At 69.6% G+C, this 21,305-nt stretch carries 23 protein-coding genes; 13 read left to right on the top strand and 10 right to left on the bottom strand.

Annotated features, from left to right (window positions below):
• Positions 1-121 precede the first annotated feature (121 nt).
• The 6 genes from HDA39_RS34700 to HDA39_RS34675 are packed head-to-tail and all read left to right on the top strand — an operon-like array spanning position 122 to position 6,111.
• Entirely contained in the window at positions 122-997 is an 876-nt protein-coding gene (locus tag HDA39_RS34700; RefSeq protein ID WP_184802471.1) for a 5-dehydro-4-deoxyglucarate dehydratase, read from the top strand.
• Positions 994-2,259, top strand: a complete 1,266-nt coding sequence (locus HDA39_RS34695; protein ID WP_184802469.1) for a glucarate dehydratase family protein — start codon at positions 994-996, stop codon at positions 2,257-2,259. The genes HDA39_RS34700 and HDA39_RS34695 overlap by 4 nt, the downstream gene beginning before the upstream one ends.
• On the top strand, positions 2,253-3,374 hold the full coding sequence (locus tag HDA39_RS34690; RefSeq protein WP_337926024.1) for a hypothetical protein: 1,122 nt from the start codon (positions 2,253-2,255) through the stop codon (positions 3,372-3,374). The genes HDA39_RS34695 and HDA39_RS34690 overlap by 7 nt, the downstream gene beginning before the upstream one ends.
• Positions 3,374-4,363, top strand: a complete 990-nt coding sequence (locus HDA39_RS34685; RefSeq protein ID WP_184802467.1) for a hydroxyacid dehydrogenase — start codon at positions 3,374-3,376, stop codon at positions 4,361-4,363. The genes HDA39_RS34690 and HDA39_RS34685 overlap by 1 nt, the downstream gene beginning before the upstream one ends.
• Complete coding sequence (locus tag HDA39_RS34680) at positions 4,360-5,292, top strand: D-2-hydroxyacid dehydrogenase (protein WP_184802465.1); 933 nt, start codon at positions 4,360-4,362, stop codon at positions 5,290-5,292. Before HDA39_RS34685 ends, HDA39_RS34680 begins: the two co-directional genes overlap by 4 nt.
• A 51-nt stretch (positions 5,293-5,343) precedes the next feature.
• Positions 5,344-6,111, top strand: coding sequence for a polysaccharide lyase family 7 protein (locus tag HDA39_RS34675; protein WP_184802463.1), 768 nt, complete (start codon positions 5,344-5,346; stop codon positions 6,109-6,111).
• Between the two features lie 204 nt (positions 6,112-6,315).
• Here the strand turns inward: HDA39_RS34675 and HDA39_RS34670 are convergent, their stop codons facing one another.
• The 3 genes from HDA39_RS34670 to HDA39_RS34660 form a co-directional block, all read right to left on the bottom strand.
• Positions 6,316-7,080, bottom strand: coding sequence for a DUF2382 domain-containing protein (locus HDA39_RS34670; RefSeq protein ID WP_238356219.1), 765 nt, complete (start codon positions 7,078-7,080; stop codon positions 6,316-6,318).
• A gap of 86 nt (positions 7,081-7,166) precedes the next feature.
• Entirely contained in the window at positions 7,167-8,624 is a 1,458-nt protein-coding gene (locus HDA39_RS34665) for an aromatic amino acid lyase (protein ID WP_184802461.1), read from the bottom strand.
• Positions 8,624-9,637 carry an ornithine cyclodeaminase family protein gene (locus HDA39_RS34660; protein WP_184802459.1) on the bottom strand — a complete coding sequence of 338 codons (1,014 nt, stop codon included), beginning with the start codon at positions 9,635-9,637 and terminating at the stop codon, positions 8,624-8,626. The genes HDA39_RS34665 and HDA39_RS34660 overlap by 1 nt, the downstream gene beginning before the upstream one ends.
• Before the next feature lie 151 nt (positions 9,638-9,788).
• On the opposite strand from HDA39_RS34660, the gene HDA39_RS34655 reads away from it, so the two are divergent.
• Complete coding sequence (locus HDA39_RS34655) at positions 9,789-10,475, top strand: YqeB family protein (protein WP_184802457.1); 687 nt, start codon at positions 9,789-9,791, stop codon at positions 10,473-10,475.
• Between the two features lie 6 nt (positions 10,476-10,481).
• On the opposite strand, the gene HDA39_RS34650 is transcribed toward HDA39_RS34655, so the two are convergent.
• From HDA39_RS34650 to HDA39_RS34640, 3 genes are all read right to left on the bottom strand, one after another.
• Positions 10,482-10,865 (bottom strand): pilus assembly protein CpaE, encoded by a 384-nt coding sequence (locus HDA39_RS34650; RefSeq protein ID WP_184802455.1) that lies wholly within the window; start codon positions 10,863-10,865, stop codon positions 10,482-10,484.
• A 72-nt stretch (positions 10,866-10,937) separates the two neighbouring features.
• Positions 10,938-11,327 (bottom strand): hypothetical protein, encoded by a 390-nt coding sequence (locus tag HDA39_RS34645; protein ID WP_184802453.1) that lies wholly within the window; start codon positions 11,325-11,327, stop codon positions 10,938-10,940.
• A 15-nt stretch (positions 11,328-11,342) separates the two neighbouring features.
• Entirely contained in the window at positions 11,343-12,050 is a 708-nt protein-coding gene (locus tag HDA39_RS34640) for a M15 family metallopeptidase (RefSeq protein WP_184802451.1), read from the bottom strand.
• Positions 12,051-12,225: 175 nt separating this feature from the next.
• On the opposite strand from HDA39_RS34640, the gene HDA39_RS34635 reads away from it, so the two are divergent.
• Together HDA39_RS34635 and HDA39_RS34630 are read left to right on the top strand one after the other, a co-directional pair.
• Positions 12,226-13,560, top strand: a complete 1,335-nt coding sequence (locus HDA39_RS34635; protein ID WP_337926023.1) for a sensor histidine kinase — start codon at positions 12,226-12,228, stop codon at positions 13,558-13,560.
• On the top strand, positions 13,557-14,297 hold the full coding sequence (locus HDA39_RS34630) for a response regulator transcription factor (protein WP_337926140.1): 741 nt from the start codon (positions 13,557-13,559) through the stop codon (positions 14,295-14,297). Before HDA39_RS34635 ends, HDA39_RS34630 begins: the two co-directional genes overlap by 4 nt.
• Positions 14,298-14,532: 235 nt before the next feature.
• Here HDA39_RS34630 and HDA39_RS34625 read toward each other — a convergent pair whose 3' ends face one another.
• Positions 14,533-14,871, bottom strand: a complete 339-nt coding sequence (locus HDA39_RS34625; RefSeq protein WP_184802447.1) for an MmcQ/YjbR family DNA-binding protein — start codon at positions 14,869-14,871, stop codon at positions 14,533-14,535.
• An 88-nt stretch (positions 14,872-14,959) separates the two neighbouring features.
• Here HDA39_RS34625 and HDA39_RS34620 point away from each other — a divergent pair, with 88 nt between their 5' ends.
• The 4 genes from HDA39_RS34620 to HDA39_RS34605 are packed head-to-tail and all read left to right on the top strand — an operon-like array spanning position 14,960 to position 19,179.
• On the top strand, positions 14,960-16,000 hold the full coding sequence (locus HDA39_RS34620) for an alpha/beta hydrolase (RefSeq protein WP_184802444.1): 1,041 nt from the start codon (positions 14,960-14,962) through the stop codon (positions 15,998-16,000).
• A gap of 10 nt (positions 16,001-16,010) precedes the next feature.
• Positions 16,011-17,141: an MFS transporter gene (locus HDA39_RS34615; RefSeq protein ID WP_184802442.1), complete on the top strand. Its 1,131-nt coding sequence runs from the start codon at positions 16,011-16,013 to the stop codon at positions 17,139-17,141.
• Between the two features lie 45 nt (positions 17,142-17,186).
• Entirely contained in the window at positions 17,187-17,933 is a 747-nt protein-coding gene (locus HDA39_RS34610) for an alpha/beta hydrolase-fold protein (protein WP_184802440.1), read from the top strand.
• 10 nt (positions 17,934-17,943) lie between these two features.
• Positions 17,944-19,179: an ATP-grasp domain-containing protein gene (locus tag HDA39_RS34605; protein ID WP_184802438.1), complete on the top strand. Its 1,236-nt coding sequence runs from the start codon at positions 17,944-17,946 to the stop codon at positions 19,177-19,179.
• Here the strand turns inward: HDA39_RS34605 and HDA39_RS34600 are convergent.
• The 3 genes from HDA39_RS34600 to HDA39_RS34590 are packed head-to-tail and all read right to left on the bottom strand — an operon-like array spanning position 19,160 to position 21,305.
• Positions 19,160-19,948 (bottom strand): class I SAM-dependent methyltransferase, encoded by a 789-nt coding sequence (locus HDA39_RS34600; protein WP_337926022.1) that lies wholly within the window; start codon positions 19,946-19,948, stop codon positions 19,160-19,162. The two genes, HDA39_RS34605 and HDA39_RS34600, sit on opposite strands and share 20 nt — an antisense overlap.
• Positions 19,945-20,277 (bottom strand): hypothetical protein, encoded by a 333-nt coding sequence (locus tag HDA39_RS34595; RefSeq protein ID WP_184802436.1) that lies wholly within the window; start codon positions 20,275-20,277, stop codon positions 19,945-19,947. The genes HDA39_RS34600 and HDA39_RS34595 overlap by 4 nt, the downstream gene beginning before the upstream one ends.
• Complete coding sequence (locus tag HDA39_RS34590) at positions 20,274-21,305, bottom strand: serine hydrolase domain-containing protein (protein ID WP_184802434.1); 1,032 nt, start codon at positions 21,303-21,305, stop codon at positions 20,274-20,276. Before HDA39_RS34590 ends, HDA39_RS34595 begins: the two co-directional genes overlap by 4 nt.

Below are 21,305 nucleotides of genomic sequence, written 5' to 3'. Positions count from 1 at the left end.
CTCACTCAACGGAATGCATCAGTCGATCTGAAATCGCTTTCAGACAACCTCTTGCCACCACCGCAAGCACAGACTACCGTCGATCGGCAAGCGCTTACCGAGGTCCTCGAAAGGTGATTCCATGCAGCTGGACCGTCTCTCGTCCTTCCCGGTGACGGCGTTCGACGCCGCCGGCGAGCTGGCCCTCGGGCCGTACCGCGAGCACCTGCGGCACCAGATCGACGCCGGCCCGGCCGCGATCTTCGCCTGCTGCGGCACCGGCGAGTTCTTCTCGCTCACCCTCGACGAGTACGCCGAAGCGGTCCGCGCCGCGGTGGCCGAGACCGCCGGCGCGCTCCCGGTCTTCGCCGGCACCGGCTACGGCACCGCGATGGCCAAGCAGTACGCCGCCGCGGCGCGCGACGCCGGCGCCGACGGCCTGCTCGTCCTCCCGCCGTACCTGATCAAGCCCTCGCAGCAGGGCCTGCTCGACCACTTCCGCGGGCTCGCCGCGTCGACCGACCTGCCACTGATCGCCTACCAGCGCGACAACGCCGTCTTCACCCCGGACTCGGTCGCCGAGCTCGCGCGGATCCCCAGCGTCCAGGGCTTCAAGGACGGCATCGGCGATCTCGACCTGCTGCAGCGGATGATGGCCGTCGCGCCGGATCTGACCTACTTCAACGGGCTCCCGACCGCCGAGGTGACCGCCCGCTCGTACGCCGCGGTCGGCGTGAAGGCGTACTCCTCGGCCGTGCACTGCTTCGCTCCCGAGATCGCGCACGCCTACGAGGCCGGCCTCGACGAGCTGCTCACCGAGTTCTACCTCCCGCTGGTCAAGCTCCGCGACAAGGGCGCCGGGTACGCCGTCTCGCTGGTCAAGGCCGCCGTACGACGACGCGGCGTCGACGTCGGACCGGTCCGATCGCCGTTGACCGACCCGCTGCCCGAGCACCTGGAAGAGCTCGACCAGATCCTCGAGCAGGGACTGACCGTCGTCCGGAAGGGCGCCGCATGAAGATCACCGACGTCAACCTCACGCCGATCGCGATGAAGGACCCGCCGCTGCGCAACATCCACGGCGTGCACCAGCCCTACGCGCTGCGCACCGTCCTCCAGGTGCACACCGACGAGGGCCTGACCGGTCTCGGCGAGACGTACGGCGACCTGGCGATTCTCAATGCCCTCCGCAAGGTCGCCCCGCGGCTCACCGGCCTCGACGTCCTCGATCTCAACGGGCTGGAGCGGATCATCCGCGAGACGCTCGGTGCGAGCGCCGGACCGGCCACGCACGGGCTGGTCGGAGAGGCGAGCGACGAGAAGACCATCTCCACCGTGCTGTCGGCGTTCGAGATCCCGTGCTGGGACCTGCAGGGCAAGGCGCTCGGCCGGCCGGTCGTCGACCTGCTCGGCGGCAAGGTCCGCGACGCCGTACCGTACAGCGGCTACCTGTTCTTCAAGCCGGCCGCGCACACACCGTTGCCGGACTACCCGACCGATGCCTGGGGCGAGGCGATGGATGCCGAGGGCATCGTCGCGCAGGCCCGCGCGATGGTCGACGGCTGGGGATTCAAGTCGCTCAAGCTGAAGGGCGGCGTGCTGCCGCCGCAGGACGAGGCCGACGCGATCCTTGCCCTGCGCGACGAGTTCCCGAACCACCCGCTCCGGCTGGACCCGAACGCCGGCTGGACGGTCGAGAGCAGCATTGCCGTCGGCAAGAAGCTGGACGGTGTCCTGGAGTACCTCGAGGATCCGACCGGTGGGATCGACGGGATGGCCGCGGTCGCCCGCTCAGTTTCCATGCCCTTGGCAACCAACATGTGCGTGACGGAGTTCGCGCACGTGAAGCCCGCGGTGCTGGTCGACGCGGTCCAGGTGATCTTGTCCGACCACCACTTCTGGGGCGGGCTGCGGCGGTCCCGTGAGCTGGCGGGGATCTGCCGGACGTTCGGGATCGGCCTGTCGATGCACTCGAACTCGCACCTCGGGATCAGCCTGGCCGCGATGACCCACCTGGCCGGCGCGACGCCCGAACTGACCTACGACTGCGACACCCACTACCCGTACCTGGTCGAGGACGTCGTTCAGAAAGGCGTGCTCAGCTTCAAGGACGGCGCGGTCAAGGTGCCGGACGGCCCGGGTCTCGGTGTCGAGCTTGACCTGGACGCGCTCGCCCGGCTGGCCGAGCAGTACGAGAAGTGCGGGTTCGACACCCGCGACGACATCACGCCGATGCGCGCCGTCCAGCCGGACTGGGACCCGGTGATCCCGCGGTGGTGAGGCACGGCGCCTTCGCCTACACGTGGGACCTGATCGGCGATCCGGCCGGCGCCGCGCGGATCGCCTCGCTCGGCGTCGACACGGTGACGCTGCAGGCGGCGTACCACTCGGTCCGGGCGACGACCGCCTGGCATCCGCGGCACCGGGTTGTGCACGCCGGGCACGCGGCGGCCTACTTCCGGCTGCGGCCGGAGCGTTGGAGCGGAAGGCTTCGGCCGCCGGCGCCGACGTGGGCGGTCGAGGACGAGGACCGCTTCGGTACGGCGTCCGCCGCGCTGACCGCCGCCGGCCTGCGGACCGAGGCGTGGATGGTGCTCACGCACTCGTCGGTCCTCGGCCGGTCCGCGCCGGATCTCACCGTGCGCAACGCGTACGGCGAACGGTTCGCGCACGCGCTCTGCCCGGCGCAGCCCGACGTCCGCGAGTACGCGCTGATGCTGGTCCGCGAGGTCTGCGACCAGTACGACGTACCGGCGCTGATGCTGGAGGCGTGCGGCTGGCTCGGGTTCGACCACTTGAGCGCGCACGAGAAGACCGGCGGCGCGGACCTGTCGGCGTGTGCGCGGGATCTGCTGTCGATCTGCGTCTGCTCCGCCTGTTCGGAGATCCTGGACGCCGACGACCTGTCCGCACGGATCCGGCGGCTGGTCGACCATGAACTGCAGGACGGTGTCCTTGCCGGTGACAACCTGATCGATGCCCTGGGCCCTTCGTTGGCCAAGGCCCTCTTCGAGCACCGCTCCACGGTGATCAGCGGGCTCGTCCGCGACAACACCGAACTGGCCGGCGGCCGTGAGATCTTGCTGATGGCAACGGACGATCCGCAGGTCACCGGGCCTGACGTCGGGCTCAACCTGACCTCCGCATCCCCCACGGCGTACACCCTGAAGTGCTGGGACGAACCGGAGGCTGCCATCGCGCGGCTCAAGGCGGCTCGCACCGACGTACCGCTGGTTGCCAATGTCAACGCTCTCGGCGATCGTCCGGACGAGCTGCCGGGGCTGGTCGATCGGCTGGTCGCGGCCGGTGCGAGCGAGGTGCGCTACTACCATGCCGGACTGGCCTCACCGGCCCGTCAGGCGGCGATCCGCGCGGCCGTCCAGGAGGTCAACTGATGCTCAACGGTCTCTACGTGATGGACCTGGCCCGCTTCCCCGACGTCTACGGCGACGACGAACGCGCCGCCCTCGAGAAGCACCTTCGCATCACGGCACCTCCCTTGGCGCCCGCCGACCTGACGCCCGACCTGCTGGTGGACGTCGACGTCCTCGTCACCTCCTGGGGCGGCCCACAGCTCACCGCCGAACTCCTGGCCTCGGCACCCCGGCTGCAGCTCGTCCTGTACGGCGCCGGCTCGGTCCGCTCGATCGTGACGCCCGAGTCGTGGGCTCGTGGCATCCGGGTCACGACGGCCAACGAGGTCATCGCGGCGTCGGTCGCCGAGTTCACGCTCGCGCAGGTCCTCTACGCACTGAAGCACGGCTGGCGCTACGTTCTCGGCAGCCGCTCCCTGGGCGAATCGTTGCCCCGAGCCACCAACGAACTCGGCGCGAACGGCTCGGTCGTCGGCCTGATGTCCCTCGGCGCCACCGGCCGCGCGACCGCCCGCTTGCTGGGCCGGCACGACCTGGTCCTCCAGACCTATGACCCGTACGTCGACCCGGCGGTCGCCAAGTCGCTGGGCGTTCGTCAGGTCTCCCTCGAAGAACTCTTCGCCACCTCGGACGTGGTGAGCCTCCACGCCCCCGTCCTGCCCGCGACCCGCAAGGTCGTCGGCACCGACGTCCTCCGCTCGATGAAGCCCGACGCGACCCTGATCAACACCGCCCGCGGGGCTCTGATCGACGAGGACGCGCTGGTCGCTGTGCTGCAGGAACGCCCGGACTTGTTCGCCGTACTGGATGTCACCGACCCTGAGCCGCCGCTCCCCGGCTCGCCGCTCTTCACGCTGCCCAACGTGGTGGTCACGCCGCACCTGGCCGGCACTTTGAACACCGAACGCCGCCGCCACGGGCGGTTGATGGCCGAAGAGCTGGCCCGGTACGTCGCGGGAGAACCCTTGCAGCACGAGGTCTTCGAGGCCGCCCAGGGGAGATCGGCATGAAGCTGGTCCTGCTCCCCGGCACTGCCGACTGGGCCGATCGTCTGATGGCGGACGTCCCCGGACTTACCGTCCTCACACCAACCCCTGAGGCTCTCCGCACCGCCGATGCCGCCTACGGTGTCCTCCCGGCCGAGCTTCTCGCCGCGACCACCCGACTCCGATGGCTCCAAGCGCAGCAAGCCGGTCCGCCACCCGGTTTCTACTACCCCGAGCTCGTCGCCCACCCGCTGATCGTCACCAACATGCGCGCGACGTACACCGATCATGTCGCCGAACACACCCTCGCGCTCATCCTGTCGCTGACCCGCGGCCTCCCGCGCTACCTCCAGGACCAGGCCCGCGCGGAGTGGAACCCCGACTGGGACCCGGCCTCGGTCGTCCCGTTGTCCGAGGCAACCGCTCTGGTGATCGGCGTCGGCGCGGTCGGTGCGGAGATCGGTCGGTTGCTGTCAGCCTTCGGTACGACGGTGATCGGCGTCGACGCCCGTCGGGCAGAGGCCCCTGGTTTCAGCGCTGTGCACCCGGCCGAGACCCTGAACACGCAGCTGGCCGCAGCCGACCTGGTGATCCTGACGGTGCCGCACACCCCCGACACCGAAGGCATGGTCGATGCTCGATTCCTGAAGCAGTGCAGGCGATCCGCGTTCTTCGTCAACGTCGGTCGCGGCCCGACCGTCCGGCTCGACGACCTCGACGCCGCACTGGCGGCCGGAGAGCTTCGCGGCGCCGCGCTCGACGTCTACGAGATCGAGCCACTGCCCGCCGACCACCCGCTGTGGCACCGGCCGAACGTCGTCCTCACCCCGCACGTCGCAGGCGCCGGGCCGCACGCCGACGAGCGCCGGTACGCCGTACTGGTGGAGAACTGCCGGCGGTTCGTCGCCGGCCAAGACCTGATCAACGTCGTGGACAAGACCCAGTGGTTCTGACCCGGAGGTTCTGCAAGGCCTCATAAACCGCCCCCACGAAGGAGTTCGACCATGCGTGGTACCCGCCCCCTTGCCCTTCTGGCCGCCCTCGCCGCCGGCGCCGCCGTACTGACCAGTGCTGGTACGGCGACCGCCGCACCCGCCTGCACCTACCCGGCCGAGGTGCTCAACCTCAGCCGCTGGAAGCTGCAGCTCCCGCTCGACGACCCCAACCAGTCCGGCACCCAGGTCCTGCAGATCACCCGGCCGCGGCTGAACACGTACGTGGTCAACCCGTGGTTCAAACCGAACTCGTCCTGCAGCGGCGTCCAGTTCCGCAACGCCGTCAACGGCGTGACGACGCCGAACACCAGCTACGCCCGCTCCGAGCTGCGCGAGATGGAGAGCAACGGCACCACGGAGATCAAGTGGTCGTCGAACTCCGGCACCCACACGCTGGTGATCGACCAGTCGATCGACCACCTCCCGAACACCAAGCGCCAGGTCGTCGCCGGCCAGATCCACGACGGCAACGACCGCTCGACCTTCCGGCTCGACGGCTCGAGCCTGTACGTCACCCGCGACAACGACACGAAGTACAAACTGATCACCAGCAACTACGTCCTCGGCACCCGCTTCCAAGCCAAGTTCGTCGTCAGCAACGGCTCGATCAAGGCCTACTACAACGGCACCTTGCAGACCACGATCCCGGTCAGCTTCACCACCGGCTACTTCAAAGCCGGCGTCTACACCCAAGCCAACTGCACGAACTCAACCCCCTGCGACTCAAGCAACTACGGCCAAACCACCCTGTACGACGTAACAGCAACCCACAGCTGACAAAAGCGGGGCCGGAGATGCCCGTCCAAGCACCCCGGCCCCGCACTCCCCGCCCAGTTCATTCCCGGGCCCCCGCACCCCCGGCCCCGCGCACCTCCCGGACCCCGCACCCCCGGCGCCCCGCGCACTCCCAGCTTTTCCCGGCCGGTGCGGCCTCAGCCGTCGGCGACCTCTTCGGCCGCATGGTCGCCGACGGACGCTGAATCAGCGCTTCCGGTGTTTCGGGTCCGCGTCGTCGACTACCTCGACCTGTTCCTTGCGGACCTTCTCGCTGACCTGCTGCTCCTCGCGCACGGTCTCCGTGTCCAAGCCGACCCGCTCGACCGCGACGGTCTCTTTGGCGACGACCGGGCGCTCCTCGTGCAGCGTCACCTCGACGTCCTCCTCACCGATCTTTCCACCGGTGCGGCCGTCCTCGATCGGTTCGCGGACCACGTGCACCTCTTCGTGGCTGACCGGGATCGTGACCTGCTGCTCCTCGGTCACCACCCGCTTGTGCAGCCGGACCTTGCCGGTCTCGACCGTCTCCGTGCCGGCGCGCAACCGCTCCTCGGAGCGGATCATCTCCTCACGACCGGCGCCCTTCATGTCCTTGGTCTTACCGGTCCCCATGTCCTGCCCCGGCTGCATCATTCCGCCGGTCATCCCGGCCTGCATGCTGTAGTGCCGGTACAGCTCACTCGCCTCGGCCTCCGACAGATGCCCCTGGTCGTCGATCCGCGGCGCGTCCTTGATCAGGTCCTTGCGCTGCCCGACGTGCAGCCCGTCCTGCTCGGCGTGGGCGCCGGCCAGCGGGACGAACGACTCCTTGCTGCCGAACAGGCCGGTCTTCACCGTGACCCACTCCGGCTCACCGGACTGGTCCGAGGCGTACAGGTTCGCGGCGGTGCCGACCTTCTGGCCCTCCACGTCGTAGACGTCCTGCCCGATGGTGCGTTCCAGTTCCTGCGCGGTGCTCATCTGGCTCATCCCCGTTCTGCTTGTCGAAGGCAACTTGTGTACGACGGACGGGTACCCGTGGTCACCGAGAGCAAACAACCAGTTGCCGTGAGCACTCACATCACGTGGTCGAGAATCGCCTGCAGATCAAGACCGAACGGCCGGTCCGCGTCGATCGGCGGCACCACCGCCTGTACGGCGGCGTGCAGCTCCCGCAGCCCCGCGGGCACTTCACGCCCGGACAACGCGAACGCCTGATGCACCACCAGCAACTCAGCCGCAACGACTTCGCGCGCCAACCGAACCGCCGTTGTGAGGTTGCCGGCCGCTTCCCAGGTGAAGGCCTGAACATCTTCCTGCCCGTTGGACGTCTCCATCGCACCGATTGCCGCAGGCAACGAGAGCCGACGGAGCGCGTGCGTCGTCGCGACGGCGCGCTTGTGCACCGACACCAGACCGGCCTGCGGTCCGGGCACTCGCGCCAGTTGCGCGGGCAGTCCTGTCACCGCAGGATCGAGCAGCCGATGAATCCGAGCCGTCGACACCTCCGCCGCATGCGTCAGCGCGGCCACCACGTGATCGCAGTGCGCCGCGAGGTCGATCCCGTGAAACCCCGCCGTCCCCAGGAACTCGCCGTCCAGAAACGCCGGAGAATCAGTCACCCCGTCCAGTCCACGGTCAACCGCTTCCGTCAGCCGCACAACCGTCCGCCTGACATGCGAGACCACCTGTCCCGCCACCCGAAACGAAACCGGCGCCTGCAGCGCACCCGGCGAGTTTTCACTTCCCGCAAGCTGAAGAATCCTCGCCTGCTCCCCAGCCAGCAACTCGTCACCACGCCCCACCCGAGCCTCATAAGGATCCCGACTGGCCCCCACCACAGCCAAGCCCCCCGCAGCCACCTCCCCCATCCGCCCCACCAACCGAGCCAAGGGCTCACCCTGCAACCAAACCCGCCCAGTAGCCCCAGGAACCCCAGCCAACAAAGCAATCCCCTCCTTGGGCCCCAACTCAAAAGAAGAGGAGAGGAGGGAGCCCGCATCCCCCGAACCGCTGCCGCCTCCGGCGGCGCGGAGCAAGTGGTCCGCGGGGTAGCAGTTGCCCTCGGCGTCCACGACGGTGCCGATGCCTACCAGCGGGCCTGCGGCGTGGGCCAGCGGAATGATCTCCCCCGCCGAGCCTGCTCCCTCCAGCGGGATCGCCGGCACGTAACCGCTGTTGAGGAGAGCAACTAGTTGTTGGCACAGCTCGGCCGAGACTCCCGCGTCGCCCGTGAGGAAAGTGCGGAGCCGGGCGAGGACCACCGCGCGAGCCTCGGCGTACGGGAGCCACGGGGCACCACCAACCGCACGGCCGAGCAGCAGGTTGCGCTGGTGAACCCGTTGTTCGGGTTCGTCCAGCCGGCGTTTGCTCATGGCGCCCATGCCGGTGTTCACCCCGTAGACGGGAGCCCCGGAGGACAACGCCGACAGCAGGCGGTCGCGGTTGGTGCGGAGGGAGGCCAGCAGGGCAGGGGAAAGTTCCAGCGGGCCTGGCGACGTCAGTGTCAGGTCCTCCGGGCGTTCGATCAGCATCAGTGGAACCTGAGCATCGTGCCGACCTCGGACTCCTCGGCCCGGCGCAGGATCAGGTGGGCGATCGCGACGTCGAGCAGAGAGAGACCCCGGTGCCAGAGCAGTGTGCGCTCGGCGTCCGATTCCCGACCAGGCTTCTGACCGGCGACGATCTGGCCCAGCTCCGCGTGCAAGGTCGACGGCGACAACCGTCCCGTGTCGACATGCCGACGCAGCGCCCCGAACCGCCCGGACTGCGCCTCACGCCAGTCGTCGACCACCACCTTGTCGATCACGTCCAGCAGATCCAGCTCGACCGCACTCACCGTCCCGTACGGCACGACAAAGGCCCCCGGCTTCACCGCCGCCGTCCGCAACAACACCTCCGGCTCGTTCAACCGCGTCGCCTCGACCAGGACATCCGCGCCGTCGAACGCCTCCTCAGCCGTCGCCACCACCCGAACCGGCGTCGACAGCTCCGCCGACAGTTCCGCGGCGAACTTCTCCCGCGACTCCGGCCGCCGCGACGTCACCCGGATCTCGTCCAGGTCGAACAGGTCGTCCAGCATCGTCACGTTCCACCACGCCGTACCGCGTGCTCCCGCGTGCCCGAGGATCTTGCTGTCCCGCCGCGCCAGGTGCCGCGCCCCGACCGTCGTCATCGCGCCGGTCCGCGCCGCGGTGATCATCGTCGCGTCCAGGATCGCCAGCGGAACACCTGTCGTCGGGTCGAACAGCGTCGCCACGGCCAGCTCGCTCGGCAGTCCGACCTGGTAGTTCGGGACGAAGTCGCCGACCACCTTGACCCCGCTGACGCCGTGCTCGCCGAGCCGGTTGAGATGCCCGCGGAGCACGTTGAAGTGCCCGATCCCGCCGTTGTCGGGGACCAGGTGCACCCGCGGCTCGAAGGCGGTCTGCCCCTCGCCGTGGTCGCGGACCGCCTCCTCGACGGCGTCCACGATCTCCGTCCGGGTGAGACCGAGCGCATCGATCTCGGGCCCGGACAGGAAGCGCAACCAGATTCCCTCAGCCATGCGGAACTCCTCCTCGTACTGCGACTTTGGTCTCGACCAGGTTCGCAGGCACCGACTTCGGTATCGCGAACCGTCTCAACGGCTGACCCCCGGCGTGGCGCGCTGTTAGCGTCGATCACCGGTGACGATCCGCGACCAAGGGAGCAGGACCATGCCTACGAACACCAAGACGGTGGTCGGGCACTCGGCGACCGACAAGGTGCTGCTGTACGGCGGCCTGCCGCTGCTCGGTGGAGCGCTCGGCTTCTTCCTGCCGCGGATCGCCGACTGGGCGGCCGGGCTGCGCTGGGTCCCCTGGCAGGGCCTGTTCGAGACGCTCGCCGGCTGGGACGCCTGGTGGGTGCAGCTGATCACGATCGCGGTCGGCCTGGTCGCCGGCTTCGTGCTGGGCGCGATCGCGATGGACGACACGCTGCGGATCACGGTCACGAACAACGACGTCGAGCTGCTGAAGAACGAGAAGACCACGCTCGTCCCGCGCGACCGCGTCGCCGCGGTCTTCCTGGACGGCAAGGAGCTCGTCCTCCAGGACCGCGACTCGGGCGAGCTGGCCCGCGAGAAGCACGACCAGCTCAAGGGCGACACCCCGAAGATCGGCGCCGCGTTCCGCGCCCACGGCTACCCGTGGTCCGACGGCGGCGACCCGTACGGCGACCGCTTCCGCCGCTGGGTCGAGGACGACCCGGAGCTGCCGCCGGCCGTCAACGCCGTCCTGCGGGCCCGGGCGAAAGCCTCCGACTCCAAGGACGACCTGCGCGAGCTCCGCGGCGAGATCGCCAAGCTCGGTTACGTCGTACGGGACCAGGACAAGAAGCAGTACTGGCGGCCGACCCGCTGAGCTGAGTCACTCCAGCAGCTCGAGCACCGCGTCGGCGTACGCCTGCTCGGCGTCCGGGCCGGTCGTCGTCCCGCCGGTGGTGTGCACCGTGTAGCCGCCGTCGGTCGCCTCCAGGCTGACGAACTGCCCGCCGAGCAGCGTGCGCAGCTGCTCCTCGCGAGGCAGCCAGATCACCTCGCGCTGCTCGATGCTGTCCAGCGCCCACTCGGTGGTCCCGTTGAAGCCGATCACCTTGCCGCCGGGGTAGTCGTGCACCTCGACGGTCATGTCGCTGACCACGAACACGTCGTCGTCCATCTCCCGGTCCGGGACGACGAAGCGGTCGCCCGCGCCCGGCACCCAGAGCGCGCCGGCCTTCTTCAACCGCTTCGCCTGCTCGAGAGTGATCACGTCACCATCTTCCTCGCCCGATCAAATCCGCACACCTTCGCGCGCGCCCGGACAAGAAGAGCAAGGGAACGCTCAGCGGATCAGCGCCTTGCGCAGCTCGGTCGCGCGCAGCCGCATCCGGTCGCGGGTGCCGGTCGTGAAGCGGTGCAGCGGCAGGTCCACGACCGCGGCCGCCTGTCCCTGACTCACGGCGAGCAGCGCGCGCACCCGCCGTACGGCGGTGTGGCGGTCCGGAGCCGCGGCGATCACGTCGAGCACCTCGTCGCGGCGGTCGAAGGCGGCCAGCACCGCGTCGTAGATCTCCAGCTGCGTGTACGCCGACCGGTCGGGCTCGAGCTGCACGGCACGATCCTCCTCCCGGGCGCCACCACGGACGACCTGGCGCCACAGCGCGGGAACGACCGGACGGGTACGGCGGCGGGTGGACAGCCGGGTGCTGGTCACGGGCAGGGTCATCGTCATATCGGGCGCTCCTGACTATTCGGCGAGTGCGTAGGGTTCGCGCGGCGGGCACTTGCGGCCCGGCGTGGTGAGGGCTTCGAAGTGCCACGGCTCGTTGTCGTAGCGGCGGCAGATCCCGTACCGGTAGCCGTTCAGCTCGAGCCACTTCGCGCCGGCCGCGGGCGTGATGTCGACCGCGCGGCCCTTCACGTGCTCGGAGAACTCCGGCGGCAGCACCCAGCGGACGGCCGCCTTGTACGAGCCGTACTTGACGATCGCCTCGTCCAGCAGGCGCCGCTGCTTCGCGGCGCTGCGGCGGCCGGAGTTGATCCGGAGGGTGGCCCCGTCGGCCTTCGCGGCTGCCATGGCTTTCAGCAACCGGGACCGCAGCTTGGGCGACATCCCCTCGGTCGACTCCTCGTCGTACGCGCCGTTGTCGCTCGTGCTCGGGCTCTTGGTCGGCTTCGGCTTCTTCTTCGGCGGCTTGGTCGGCTTCGGCTTGGGGGTGACGGCCGGCGTGCTGACCGGCGTACTCGGTACGTCGCCGTCGGCCCGCGGCAGTCTCGTGTCGGGCGCTCCGGCGCCCCCGATCACCGGCGCTTTGTCCCCCGGCGAGTCGAAGCCGAGGAAGTCCGCCACCTGCCCGTGCCAGACCAGCAGTGACGCGACGACCGCGAGCCCGGTCACGGACAGCAACCGGGCCCGGACCGACAGGCTCCGGCGCGGTGGCTCCTCGTTGTTCATGGGGTACAGCCTCTCGGTTCACAGCGCTGGTGACATCCCTCCCAGGGACCGTCCTGCGCGGCCGGAAGTCGGACCTGGGTAGCAGGTCCGACGCGTGGCCTCGTCCTAAAGTTGGAGCTTTTGCCCGTTCGGGCGAAGGAACCGGTAAATAACTCTCACGACTACGCTGAGCAAGGTGTGGAGCCTTTGGCGGGGGATGTCGCAGCTGCAGCGGGACGTGCTGCTCGCCGCGCTGATCGGCGTCGGCTGGTTCCTCGCGCTCGCGGTGGTCAGCGACAGCTCGTTGCGCCCGGCCAACCCGAGCGTCTCGGTGGTGACCGGGCTCTTCCTGGTGATCACCGTCGCCGTCGGGCGCAGCCTGCCCCGGACGACGCTGGTCTTCGTCGCGCTGCTCTACCCCTTCGTGTACGCCGCGGCCGGCACCGGCCTGGCCTCGCAGGCGGGCATCGACGTCTTCGGGCAGCCGGTGATCGCCAACGCCGCGCTGCAGTCCGAGATCCACCTGGTCCCGCTGCTCGTCGTCGGGTACGTCGCGGCCGCCAGCGGCGTCCGGCGGTTCACCTGTCTGTTCTTCACGATGGGCAGCCTGGCCGGGCTGATGATCGGGCTGCCGACCGTGGTCGCCCTGGTCCTGGCCAACTCCGACGTCGTGATCAGCCGGCGCTACCGCAACCTGCCGACCGATCTCTACAGCCTGTACGGCTACATCGACGTGTCGCTGTTCGTGTTCGCCGAGGCGCTGATCGGCGGCATGGTGCTGCTCGGCGCGAACGCCCTGCGCCGGCGCAAGTCGATGCTGGTGCTGGAGAACCGGAACGCCGAGCTGGTCCGGCTGCGCAAGATCGAGGCCGAGCGGGTCGCGGCCGCCGAGCGGACCCGGATCGCCCGGGACCTGCACGACGTGGTCTCGCACCACATGAGCGCGGTGGTGATCCGGGCCCAGGCCGCCGACCGGGTGGCCGACCAGAACCCGGCCGCCCTGCGCGAGGCGGTGCGCTGGATCATCACCAGCGGCAAGGAAGCGCTGACCGCGATGCGGGAGACCGTCCGGGTGCTCAACACCGCCTCGCCGGGCGGTGGCGCCGAGACCGCTCCGGTGCCGGACCTGTCCGACGTGGCCCGGATGGGCGACCGGCTCAAGGCCGTCGGGGTGGACGTCACGATGAACCTGCCGACCCGGAGCCGGGAGCTGACGAGTGCCACCGACCTGACCGCCGTACGGATCATTCAGGAGGCGCTGACCAACGTGATGGTGCACGCGAAGGCCTCGGCGGCTCAGGTGAGCTGGCAGAGTGGGCCGCAGGGCGAGCTGCTGACCATCGACGACAACGGCAGCGGTGGGCCGCCACCGGTGAACGTGCTGGAAACCGCCCGGCGCAGCGAGAGCGGCCGCGGCAACGGACTGATCGGAATGCGCGAACGCGCGCTGGCTGTCGGCGGCACACTGGCCGTGGCCGCTGGACCCCTGGGTGGATGGAGAGTGCAGGCATGGTTGCCCCCGCAGAGGTGACGGACCAGATCCGGGTACTGGTCGCCGACGACCAGGGCGTGATCCGGACCGGGCTCGCGATGATCCTCGACCACGAGCACGACCTGACCACGGTCGCGCAGGCCGGGGACGGCGAGGAGGCGCTGCGGCTGATCGACCAGTTCGACCCGGACGTCGTGCTGATGGACATCCGGATGCCGGTGATGGACGGGCTGGTCGCGACCGAGCGGATCACGCGCGCCAACCAGGCCGCCGGGAAGAGCAAGCCCGCCGTCCTGGTGCTGACCACGTTCGACGACGAGGCGTACGTGCTGAGCGCCGTACGGGCCGGTGCTTCGGGGTTCCTGCTGAAGGACACGGATCCGGATCTGCTGGTGTCCGCCGTACGGGCTGTGCATCGCGGGGACTCGCTGGTGGACCCGGCGTCGACGCGGGTGCTGCTCGAGCGGTGTGTCGAGCTGGAGCGCAAGGTCGGGAACGGCGGGGAGCCCGCGCCGGCGCCTCAGGACGCGGGCCGGTGGACCGGGGCGCTGTCGCAGCTGAGCGAGCGTGAGCGTGACGTCCTGGTCTGGATGGCGCGCGGGCTGTCGAACCGTGATCTCGCGGCGAAGCTGTTCGTCAGCGAGACGACGGTGAAGACCCATGTCAGCAGCGTGCTGTCGAAGCTGGGGCTGTCGAGCCGGGTGCAGGCGGTGGTCGTCGCGTACGAGGCGGGCGTCGTACGGCCGGGTGAGGCTGAAGTCCGGTGGGAGTCCTAGAGGACCCACCAGACGCCGGCGGCGACGGCGAGCACGAGCAGGACGGTCAGGATCTGGCTGAGCACCGACGCCTGGCGGCGGCGGGGTAGGAAGTCTCCGGTCATACCCCCAAGCCTGCAAGGAATCCGACGGTCTTCCATCGGCCGCCAGGACGATCCCGCTGTGACGGAGGTCGCCCCCAGGTCGCACCGGCCTCATCCTCCAGGAGGAGATAGTTGCCCAGGGCCACTGACGGTTACCGGAGGACTTCGGCCCGTACCTTCTTCGGGACGACCATCCCCCAGGCGTCCAGCACCAGCTCGCGCAGCTCGTCGGCGTCGAGCGCGTCCAGGTGGACCTGGATCCAGCGGAACCGCTCGTCCGACGGCTTCGGCGCGAAGAACTTGTCCGGCTCGGCCGCGATCGCCGCGTCGCGCTCCTCCTTGGGGAACGCGATGCCCATCGTCTGCTCGTCCGGTGAGACCGCGAGGTAGACGATCTGCCCGACCCGCCACTTGATGCTGTCGCGGACCAGCACCTCGTAGCTGCGTGGCAGATCGGCGGTCGCGGCGCGGATGTCCTCGAGATCGACCATGGTTTCGACGGTACGCCGAATCACTGACAGGGTGTGTCAGTGATCACGCGATGAGGGGGTTCCACGGGGTGGGACGTACCGTGGTCGGATGCCGGACGAGGTGAAGAGCGCGGTCGAGGGGGCCGAGGTGGTGTTCCGCCTCGCCGACCCCGAGCATGCCCTGCCCGGCGTCCGGCTCTGGGAGGAGCTCGGGCTCGCGGCCGAGCAGCTGGAGTTCAAACCGGTCGGGTACGGCTGGGAACTGCGGCTCCCGCGGCCGAGCGTGCACCGGATGGAGTACCTGTTCGACGTCGCCGACGCCGGGATGCGGACCGACCCGACCAACCCGCGGGTGGTCGGCGGCGCGTTCGGCGAGCACTCGTGGCTGCCACTGCCCGGGTACGTCGAGCCCGCCTGGATCTCGGTCGAGCCGATCGCGGCCGGGCTGACCCCGCTGCCGGTCGAGACCTCGCCGGTCGGGCCGGTCGACGTCCAGGTCTGGGCGCCGGACGGGATCGCGCCGTCGTTCGAGCTGCCGCTGCTGCTGTCGCACGACGGCCCCGAGTTCGCCATGTACGCCGGACTCACGCACTTCGCCGGCGCGATGGTGGCCGAGGGCACCCTTCCGCCGTTCCGGCTGGCGCTCGTCCGCCCGGGGTCGCGCAATCTCTGGTACGCCGCCAACCCGTCGTACGCGGAAACGCTGGTCGGCCACGTGCTGCCCGTGATCACCACGCAGTACAAGAGCAAGCAGCCCGTGCTGATGGGCGCGAGCCTCGGCGCACTCGCCGCCCTGTACGCCGAGTGGAACCACCCCGGGACCTTCGCCGGGCTGTTCCTCCAGTCGGGCTCGTTCTTCACGCTCACCACGGACCCGCAGGAGTCCGGCTTCGAGTACTACGCCGAGGTCACCGGCTTCGTGAACCAGGTGCTCGCGGCAACGTCCGCGCCGAGCAGGCCGGAGCTCGCGATGACCGCCGGGACGCCGGAGGAGAACGTGCACAACAACCGCGTGATGGCCGCCCACCTGGCCACGCTCGGTCTCGAGGTCGACTTCAACGAGACGCCGGACATGCACAACTTCACCGCCTGGCGCGACACCTTCGACCCCTGTCTAATCGAGCTGCTTCAGCGCATCTGGGCCGCCTAGGGTAGAGCGGGTGCTCAGAACACTCGCTGGCTTCGGTGCGTTCGGACTCTTCTGGGGAGCGTGGGGGGCGATCCTGCCCGCGGTCCGCTCGGAGGCCGGCGTCAGCGACGCCCAGCTCGGCGGCGCGCTGCTCATGGTCGGCCTCGGCGCCCTGGTCTCGATGCGCTTCACCGGCTACCTGATCGACCGGTACGGCGGCGTGGTGCTCCCGGTGGTCGTCGTACTGTTCGGCGCCTGTGGGGTCCTCCCGGCCTTCGCCGGCTCGGCCGTCACACTCGGTGCGGCCCTGTTCCTGCTCGGCGTGACCTCCGGCGCTACCGACGTGGCAATCAACGCGACCGGTACGGCGGCCGAGGCCGAGACCAGCAAGCCGTTGATGAACCTGGCGCACGGGCTGTTCTCGATCGCCGTGGTGGTGTCCAGCCTGAGCACCGCCGGTCTGCGCTCAGCCGGCGCCGGGGCTCTACCTGTGCTGGGCGGTGTCTGCGTGGTGATCGCACTGGTCGCAGCGGCGCTGCTCTTCCCCGGCTCAACCAGGTTGGTCCCAGTGCTGGCAGACAAGCCCAAGCGGAGGCGGCTTGAGCCGGCCCTGCTGGTCTTCGGCGGGCTCTGCGCCCTCGCGTACGTCGTCGAGAACGCCTGGCAGAGCTGGAGCGCCGTACACCTCGACACGTCGCTGGGTGCAGCACCTGGTCTCGCGTCGACTGCACCTGCCGTCTTCGCCGCAGCTGCAGCGACCGGACGCATCAGCGGCAACGCCCTGCTCGCCCGACTCCGCCCAGCCCAGCTACTCGTTGCCGGAGGCGCCGTTGCCGCCGTCGGCTCACTGCTGGCCGCTACAGCGGGCAACGCCTGGGTGGCACTCGTGGGCATCGGCATCGCGGGGCTCGGTACGTCGGTCTGCGCGCCGACCATCATCAGCATGGCCGGTGCCTGGGCCGGACCCGACCGGCGGGCCGGAGCGATCTCCACCGTCACCACGATCGCGTACCTGGGCTTCCTGCTCGGCCCGGCCGCGGTCGGCGCCGCGTCGAGCGTCTGGTCGTTGCCTGCCGCCCTGGCCGGGGTCGCGGTACTCGCTGTGGTCGTCGCCCTGCTCGGACCGGTCGCGGGACGCGCGGGGACCAGACAGCCGGCCTGAAGTCGTGCGAGGGTTACCGGCAGGACAGCGAAGGGGTGAGGCCGCGTGGAACGTGAGCAGGTCGAACTGGACGCGCCGGGACTGGACCGTCCGGGCACGGTGATCCGCTACGGCCACTACGGCCGGCCGGTCCTGGTCTTCCCCAGTGAGCAGGGCCGGGCCTGGGACTACGAGAACAACGGCATGGTCGGTGCCGTGGCGGACCTGATCGAGGCCGGCCGGGTGAAGCTGTACTGCGTCGACTCCTACGACCACGTGAGCTGGTCCGACCGCGGCATCCCGCTGGAGGAGCGCGCTCGCCGGCACGGGCTGTACGAGTCGTGGATCCTCGACCAGGTGGTGCCGACGATCGGCCGGGACACTCCGGGCGCCGCCGACATCATCACCACCGGCTGCAGCCTGGGCGCCTTCCACGCGCTGAACTTCGCGCTGAAACGGGCCGACCTGTTCCCGATCGCGATCTGCCAGTCGGGCAACTACGACGCGTCCAGCTGGCACGCCTGGGGCGAGCGCGGCGACGCGACGTACTTCAACAACCCGGTGGACTACCTGCCCAACCTGGACGGCGACCACCTGGAGTGGCTGCGCAACAGGATCTTCCTGGTCCTCACGGTCGGGCAGGGCGACTGGGAGACGCATCCGACCGGTTCGCTGCCGTCGGCCCGCGCCACCTCCGCCCTCCTTGCGGCGAAGGGCATCCCCCACGAGCTGGACCTGTGGGGACACGACGTAGCTCACGACTGGCCGTGGTGGCGCAAGCAGCTGGCCCATCACCTGCCCCGATTCTGTTAGGAGACCTACTGTGCCTGACCGCTCTCAGCACCTGATCGGGTTGTTGCTCGGCGCCGAGGAGGACTGGCCGCAGGCCTTCGAGGCCCTGCTGCGCCGCGTCGGTCCGGTCGAGTCCGCCGGCACCACGCACGAGTTCGGCACCGAGCGGCTCACCATCGAGCCGTTCGACCTGAACGACCCGGTCCGGGTCGGGCTGGTGATCGACCGGCTGGCGTACTGGTACTACCACCCGCGCGAGTGGCTGAAGAAGGCCGCGCTGATGAACGGCACGTACCTGCTGAACTCGCCGTTCACGTTCCAGGCGATGGAGAAGCACTCGGCGTACTGCGCGATGCTGCGGCTCGGGCTGAAGATCCCGCGGACCGTGCTGGTGCCGTACAAGAACCCGGTCGACAACGTCCGCTGGGCCTACACGTCGGCCAAGTACAACAAGACCTTCGACCTGGACGCGATCGCCGACGACCTCGGCTACCCGATGTACATGAAGCCGTTCGACGGCGGCGGCTGGCGCGGCGTCTCGCGGATCGACAACCGCGAGGACCTGCACACGGCGTACGACGAGTCGGGCGAGATGCTGATGCACCTGCAGGCGACGGTCGAGTACGAGAAGTTCGCCCGGGCGCTGTCGATCGGCGCCGAGACGATGGTGATGGACTTCCGCCCCGACGAGCCGATGCACAACCGGTACGCCGTCTCGCACGACTTCCTCAGCCCCTCGGCCGGCCACCAGGCGGTCGCGATCAGCCGGATCGTGAACGCCTTCTTCGGCTGGGAGTTCAACTCCTGCGAGATGCTGGTCGCGGGCGACTCGGTGCACCCGATCGACTACGCCAACGCCTGCCCCGACGTCGCGATCACCTCGCTGCACTACTACTTCCCGTGGGCGATCGGCGCGCTGGTCAAGTGGTCGGTCTTCTCGCTGGCCACCGGTCGCCGCACCAAGGTCGACCTGCACACCGAGCGCTACTTCGCGATCGCCGACGACGAGTCACTCGACTACGACGCCAAGATCGAGGCGTACCTGAAGCTGGCCGACGAGCACTTCGAGACCGCCAGGTACCACGAGTGGGTCGCGCAGAACCTGCCGAACTTCGACGAGCAGCTGGTCGAGTGGGTCAAGAGCGCCGACTTCGACCGCATCCTCACCGAGACGGTGAAGGCGACCTACCCCGCCCACGAGCAGGACAAGTTCCAGGCCCACTTCCGCGGCCTCACCGGCCTGTGGGTCATCGACCAGTCGCGGTGATCAGGCGGGCTGCCGGGTGGTGGGTCCACTCGCCCTCCGGCGCCCGCTCCAGGAATCTCTTGCGGAGCTCCTCGACGAAGGCCTCGCCGCGGGCGATCGCGGTCGCCCGCATCGGGCCGGAGTGGGCGTAGGCCTCGAAGAACTCGGCGGCGCCGGTGTAGGTGATCGGGAATCTCAGCAGCTCGTCGCGATCGACCGCTCCCCCGAGGGCAGCAGCCGGGTCCCCGGCCGCTGCAGCGGCGTCGGCGTCGACGTCTGCGTCTGCGTCTGCGGGAGCTTCGGGGTGCAGCAGGTCCTTGATCAGGCTGAACGGGCCGGTCTCCTCGGTGACGGACGGCCAGTAGACGACCGAGAGCCGGCCTTCGGAGTGCAGTGCGTCGTACCAGGAACCGATCGCGTGTTCCGGCTCGGGCAGCTGCTGCAGGCCGAAGACGGAGACGACCGCGCCGCACGTCCTGAGCCAGCGGGGATCGAGCGTCGAGGCGTCGCCCTCGACCACGCTGACGAGGTCGCGGCCTCCGGCGCGCTCGCGCGCGAGGCGGACCATGCCGGCCGACAGGTCGATGCCGACGATCTCCCGGTGGGGGAACTGGTCGAGCAGCAGGTCGAGCTCCGGGAACGTGCCGCAGCACGGCACCAGGATCGGACCGGGCGGCAGGTCGCCGAGCTGGGCGACGGCCGCCTCGACCCACGGCCGGAAGCGCGGGACGAAGTACTGCTCGTAGCCGGCGGCCGCCTCGTCCCAGCCGCGGGCGAGGTGCTCGTTCACAGAAGCACCGCGCAGACGGCGCCCGCGAGGAGCAACTGGAGTACGGCGGACAGAGCGCGCCGCGGCCGTTCCGCCGTGAACCAGGCCAGGCCGGCCCAGATCCGGCCCGACAGGGCGGTCGCGACGGCCATCAGGGCCACGCCGACGAGCCACAGCCAGGGCGGCAGCGAGTTCCAGTTGGCGCTGGCCCGGGCGAAGAGCAGGAAGACGATCCCGGTCACCAGCACGATCACGACATCGGCGCGGTCGCGGAGCTTGTGGGCGAGGATCTGCCAGATCGCGAGGACCGGGAAGCCGACGGCCAGGGTGATCAGGAAGATGTCTCTCACGATGCCTCCAGGAGCTTGGTGGCGAAGTCGTCGGCGTCGGCGGCCACGTCCGACAGGACCACCACGGCCCGGCGACGCTCGAGATCCACACCGATGAACGAGCGGTAGCCGCCGGTCCCGCCGTTGTGCCAGATCATGCTGCGGTCGTTCGGCAGTGGGGTGGTGATCCAGAACAGGCCGATCCGATCCTCGTCGAAGTCGCGGCGGGGAGCCAGGGCCTCGACGTACTTGCCACTGATCAGCGCCTTGGCGAGCACAGCGAGGTCAGCGGCGGTGGAGACCACCCCGCCGGCAGGGGCGTAGCCGGTCTGGACCCAGGTGCCTTGCCGACGACCACCCGAGCCGTAGCCCTCCGGTGCTGCGCCGTCGTCGCTGGTCGGCGTACGGGACTCTCGCATGCCCAGTGGCTGGAAGACTCGTTCCTGCAGGAGGTCCGGGTAGCTCTTGCCGGCTTGCTTGGCCAGAGCCTGGCCCAGCAGGGCTCCGCCAAGGTTCGAGTACGTCGACTTGCCGCGGCCGTCCGTCCCCGCGGACCTCGCCTGGTCGAGCAGCTGGTCGACGCTGAACGGGTAGGGGTTGCCCGCGGACAGGTTGGCCAGCATCGCGCGTGCCGCGGGCAGCGGCTTGCCCGTGGTGTTCGGCAGACCGGACTGGTGGGTCGCCAGCTCCTCCAGCGTGACAGTGGCGACGTCCGAGCCGTCCAGCGGCAGCAGCGACCCGACCTGCTGGTCGAGCTTCACCTCGCCGCGCCGGACCGCCTCGCCGAGCAGGATCCCGGTGAGCGCCTTGCTGATCGAGCCGATCTCGAAGCTGCCGTGCTCGTCGGTCCCACGACCCGCGTAGCGAGTCGTGGTGTCCTCGACGACCGCAACGGACAGCCGGTGGCCCGGCCCCTCGTAGTTGTCGTCGATGAAGCGCTGCAGCTCGGCGTCACCCGTGCTGGACTCGGCCAGGTGCAGCGCGCCGGGCCGGATCAGCCAGCCGCCGGCAGCCAAGGCGACGGCGAGCAGGACAGCGATCAGTTTCAA

The sequence above is a fragment of the Kribbella italica genome (assembly GCF_014205135.1).
Lineage (GTDB): Bacteria > Actinomycetota > Actinomycetes > Propionibacteriales > Kribbellaceae > Kribbella > Kribbella italica.
This window is presented reverse-complemented; position numbering and strand designations above follow the sequence as displayed.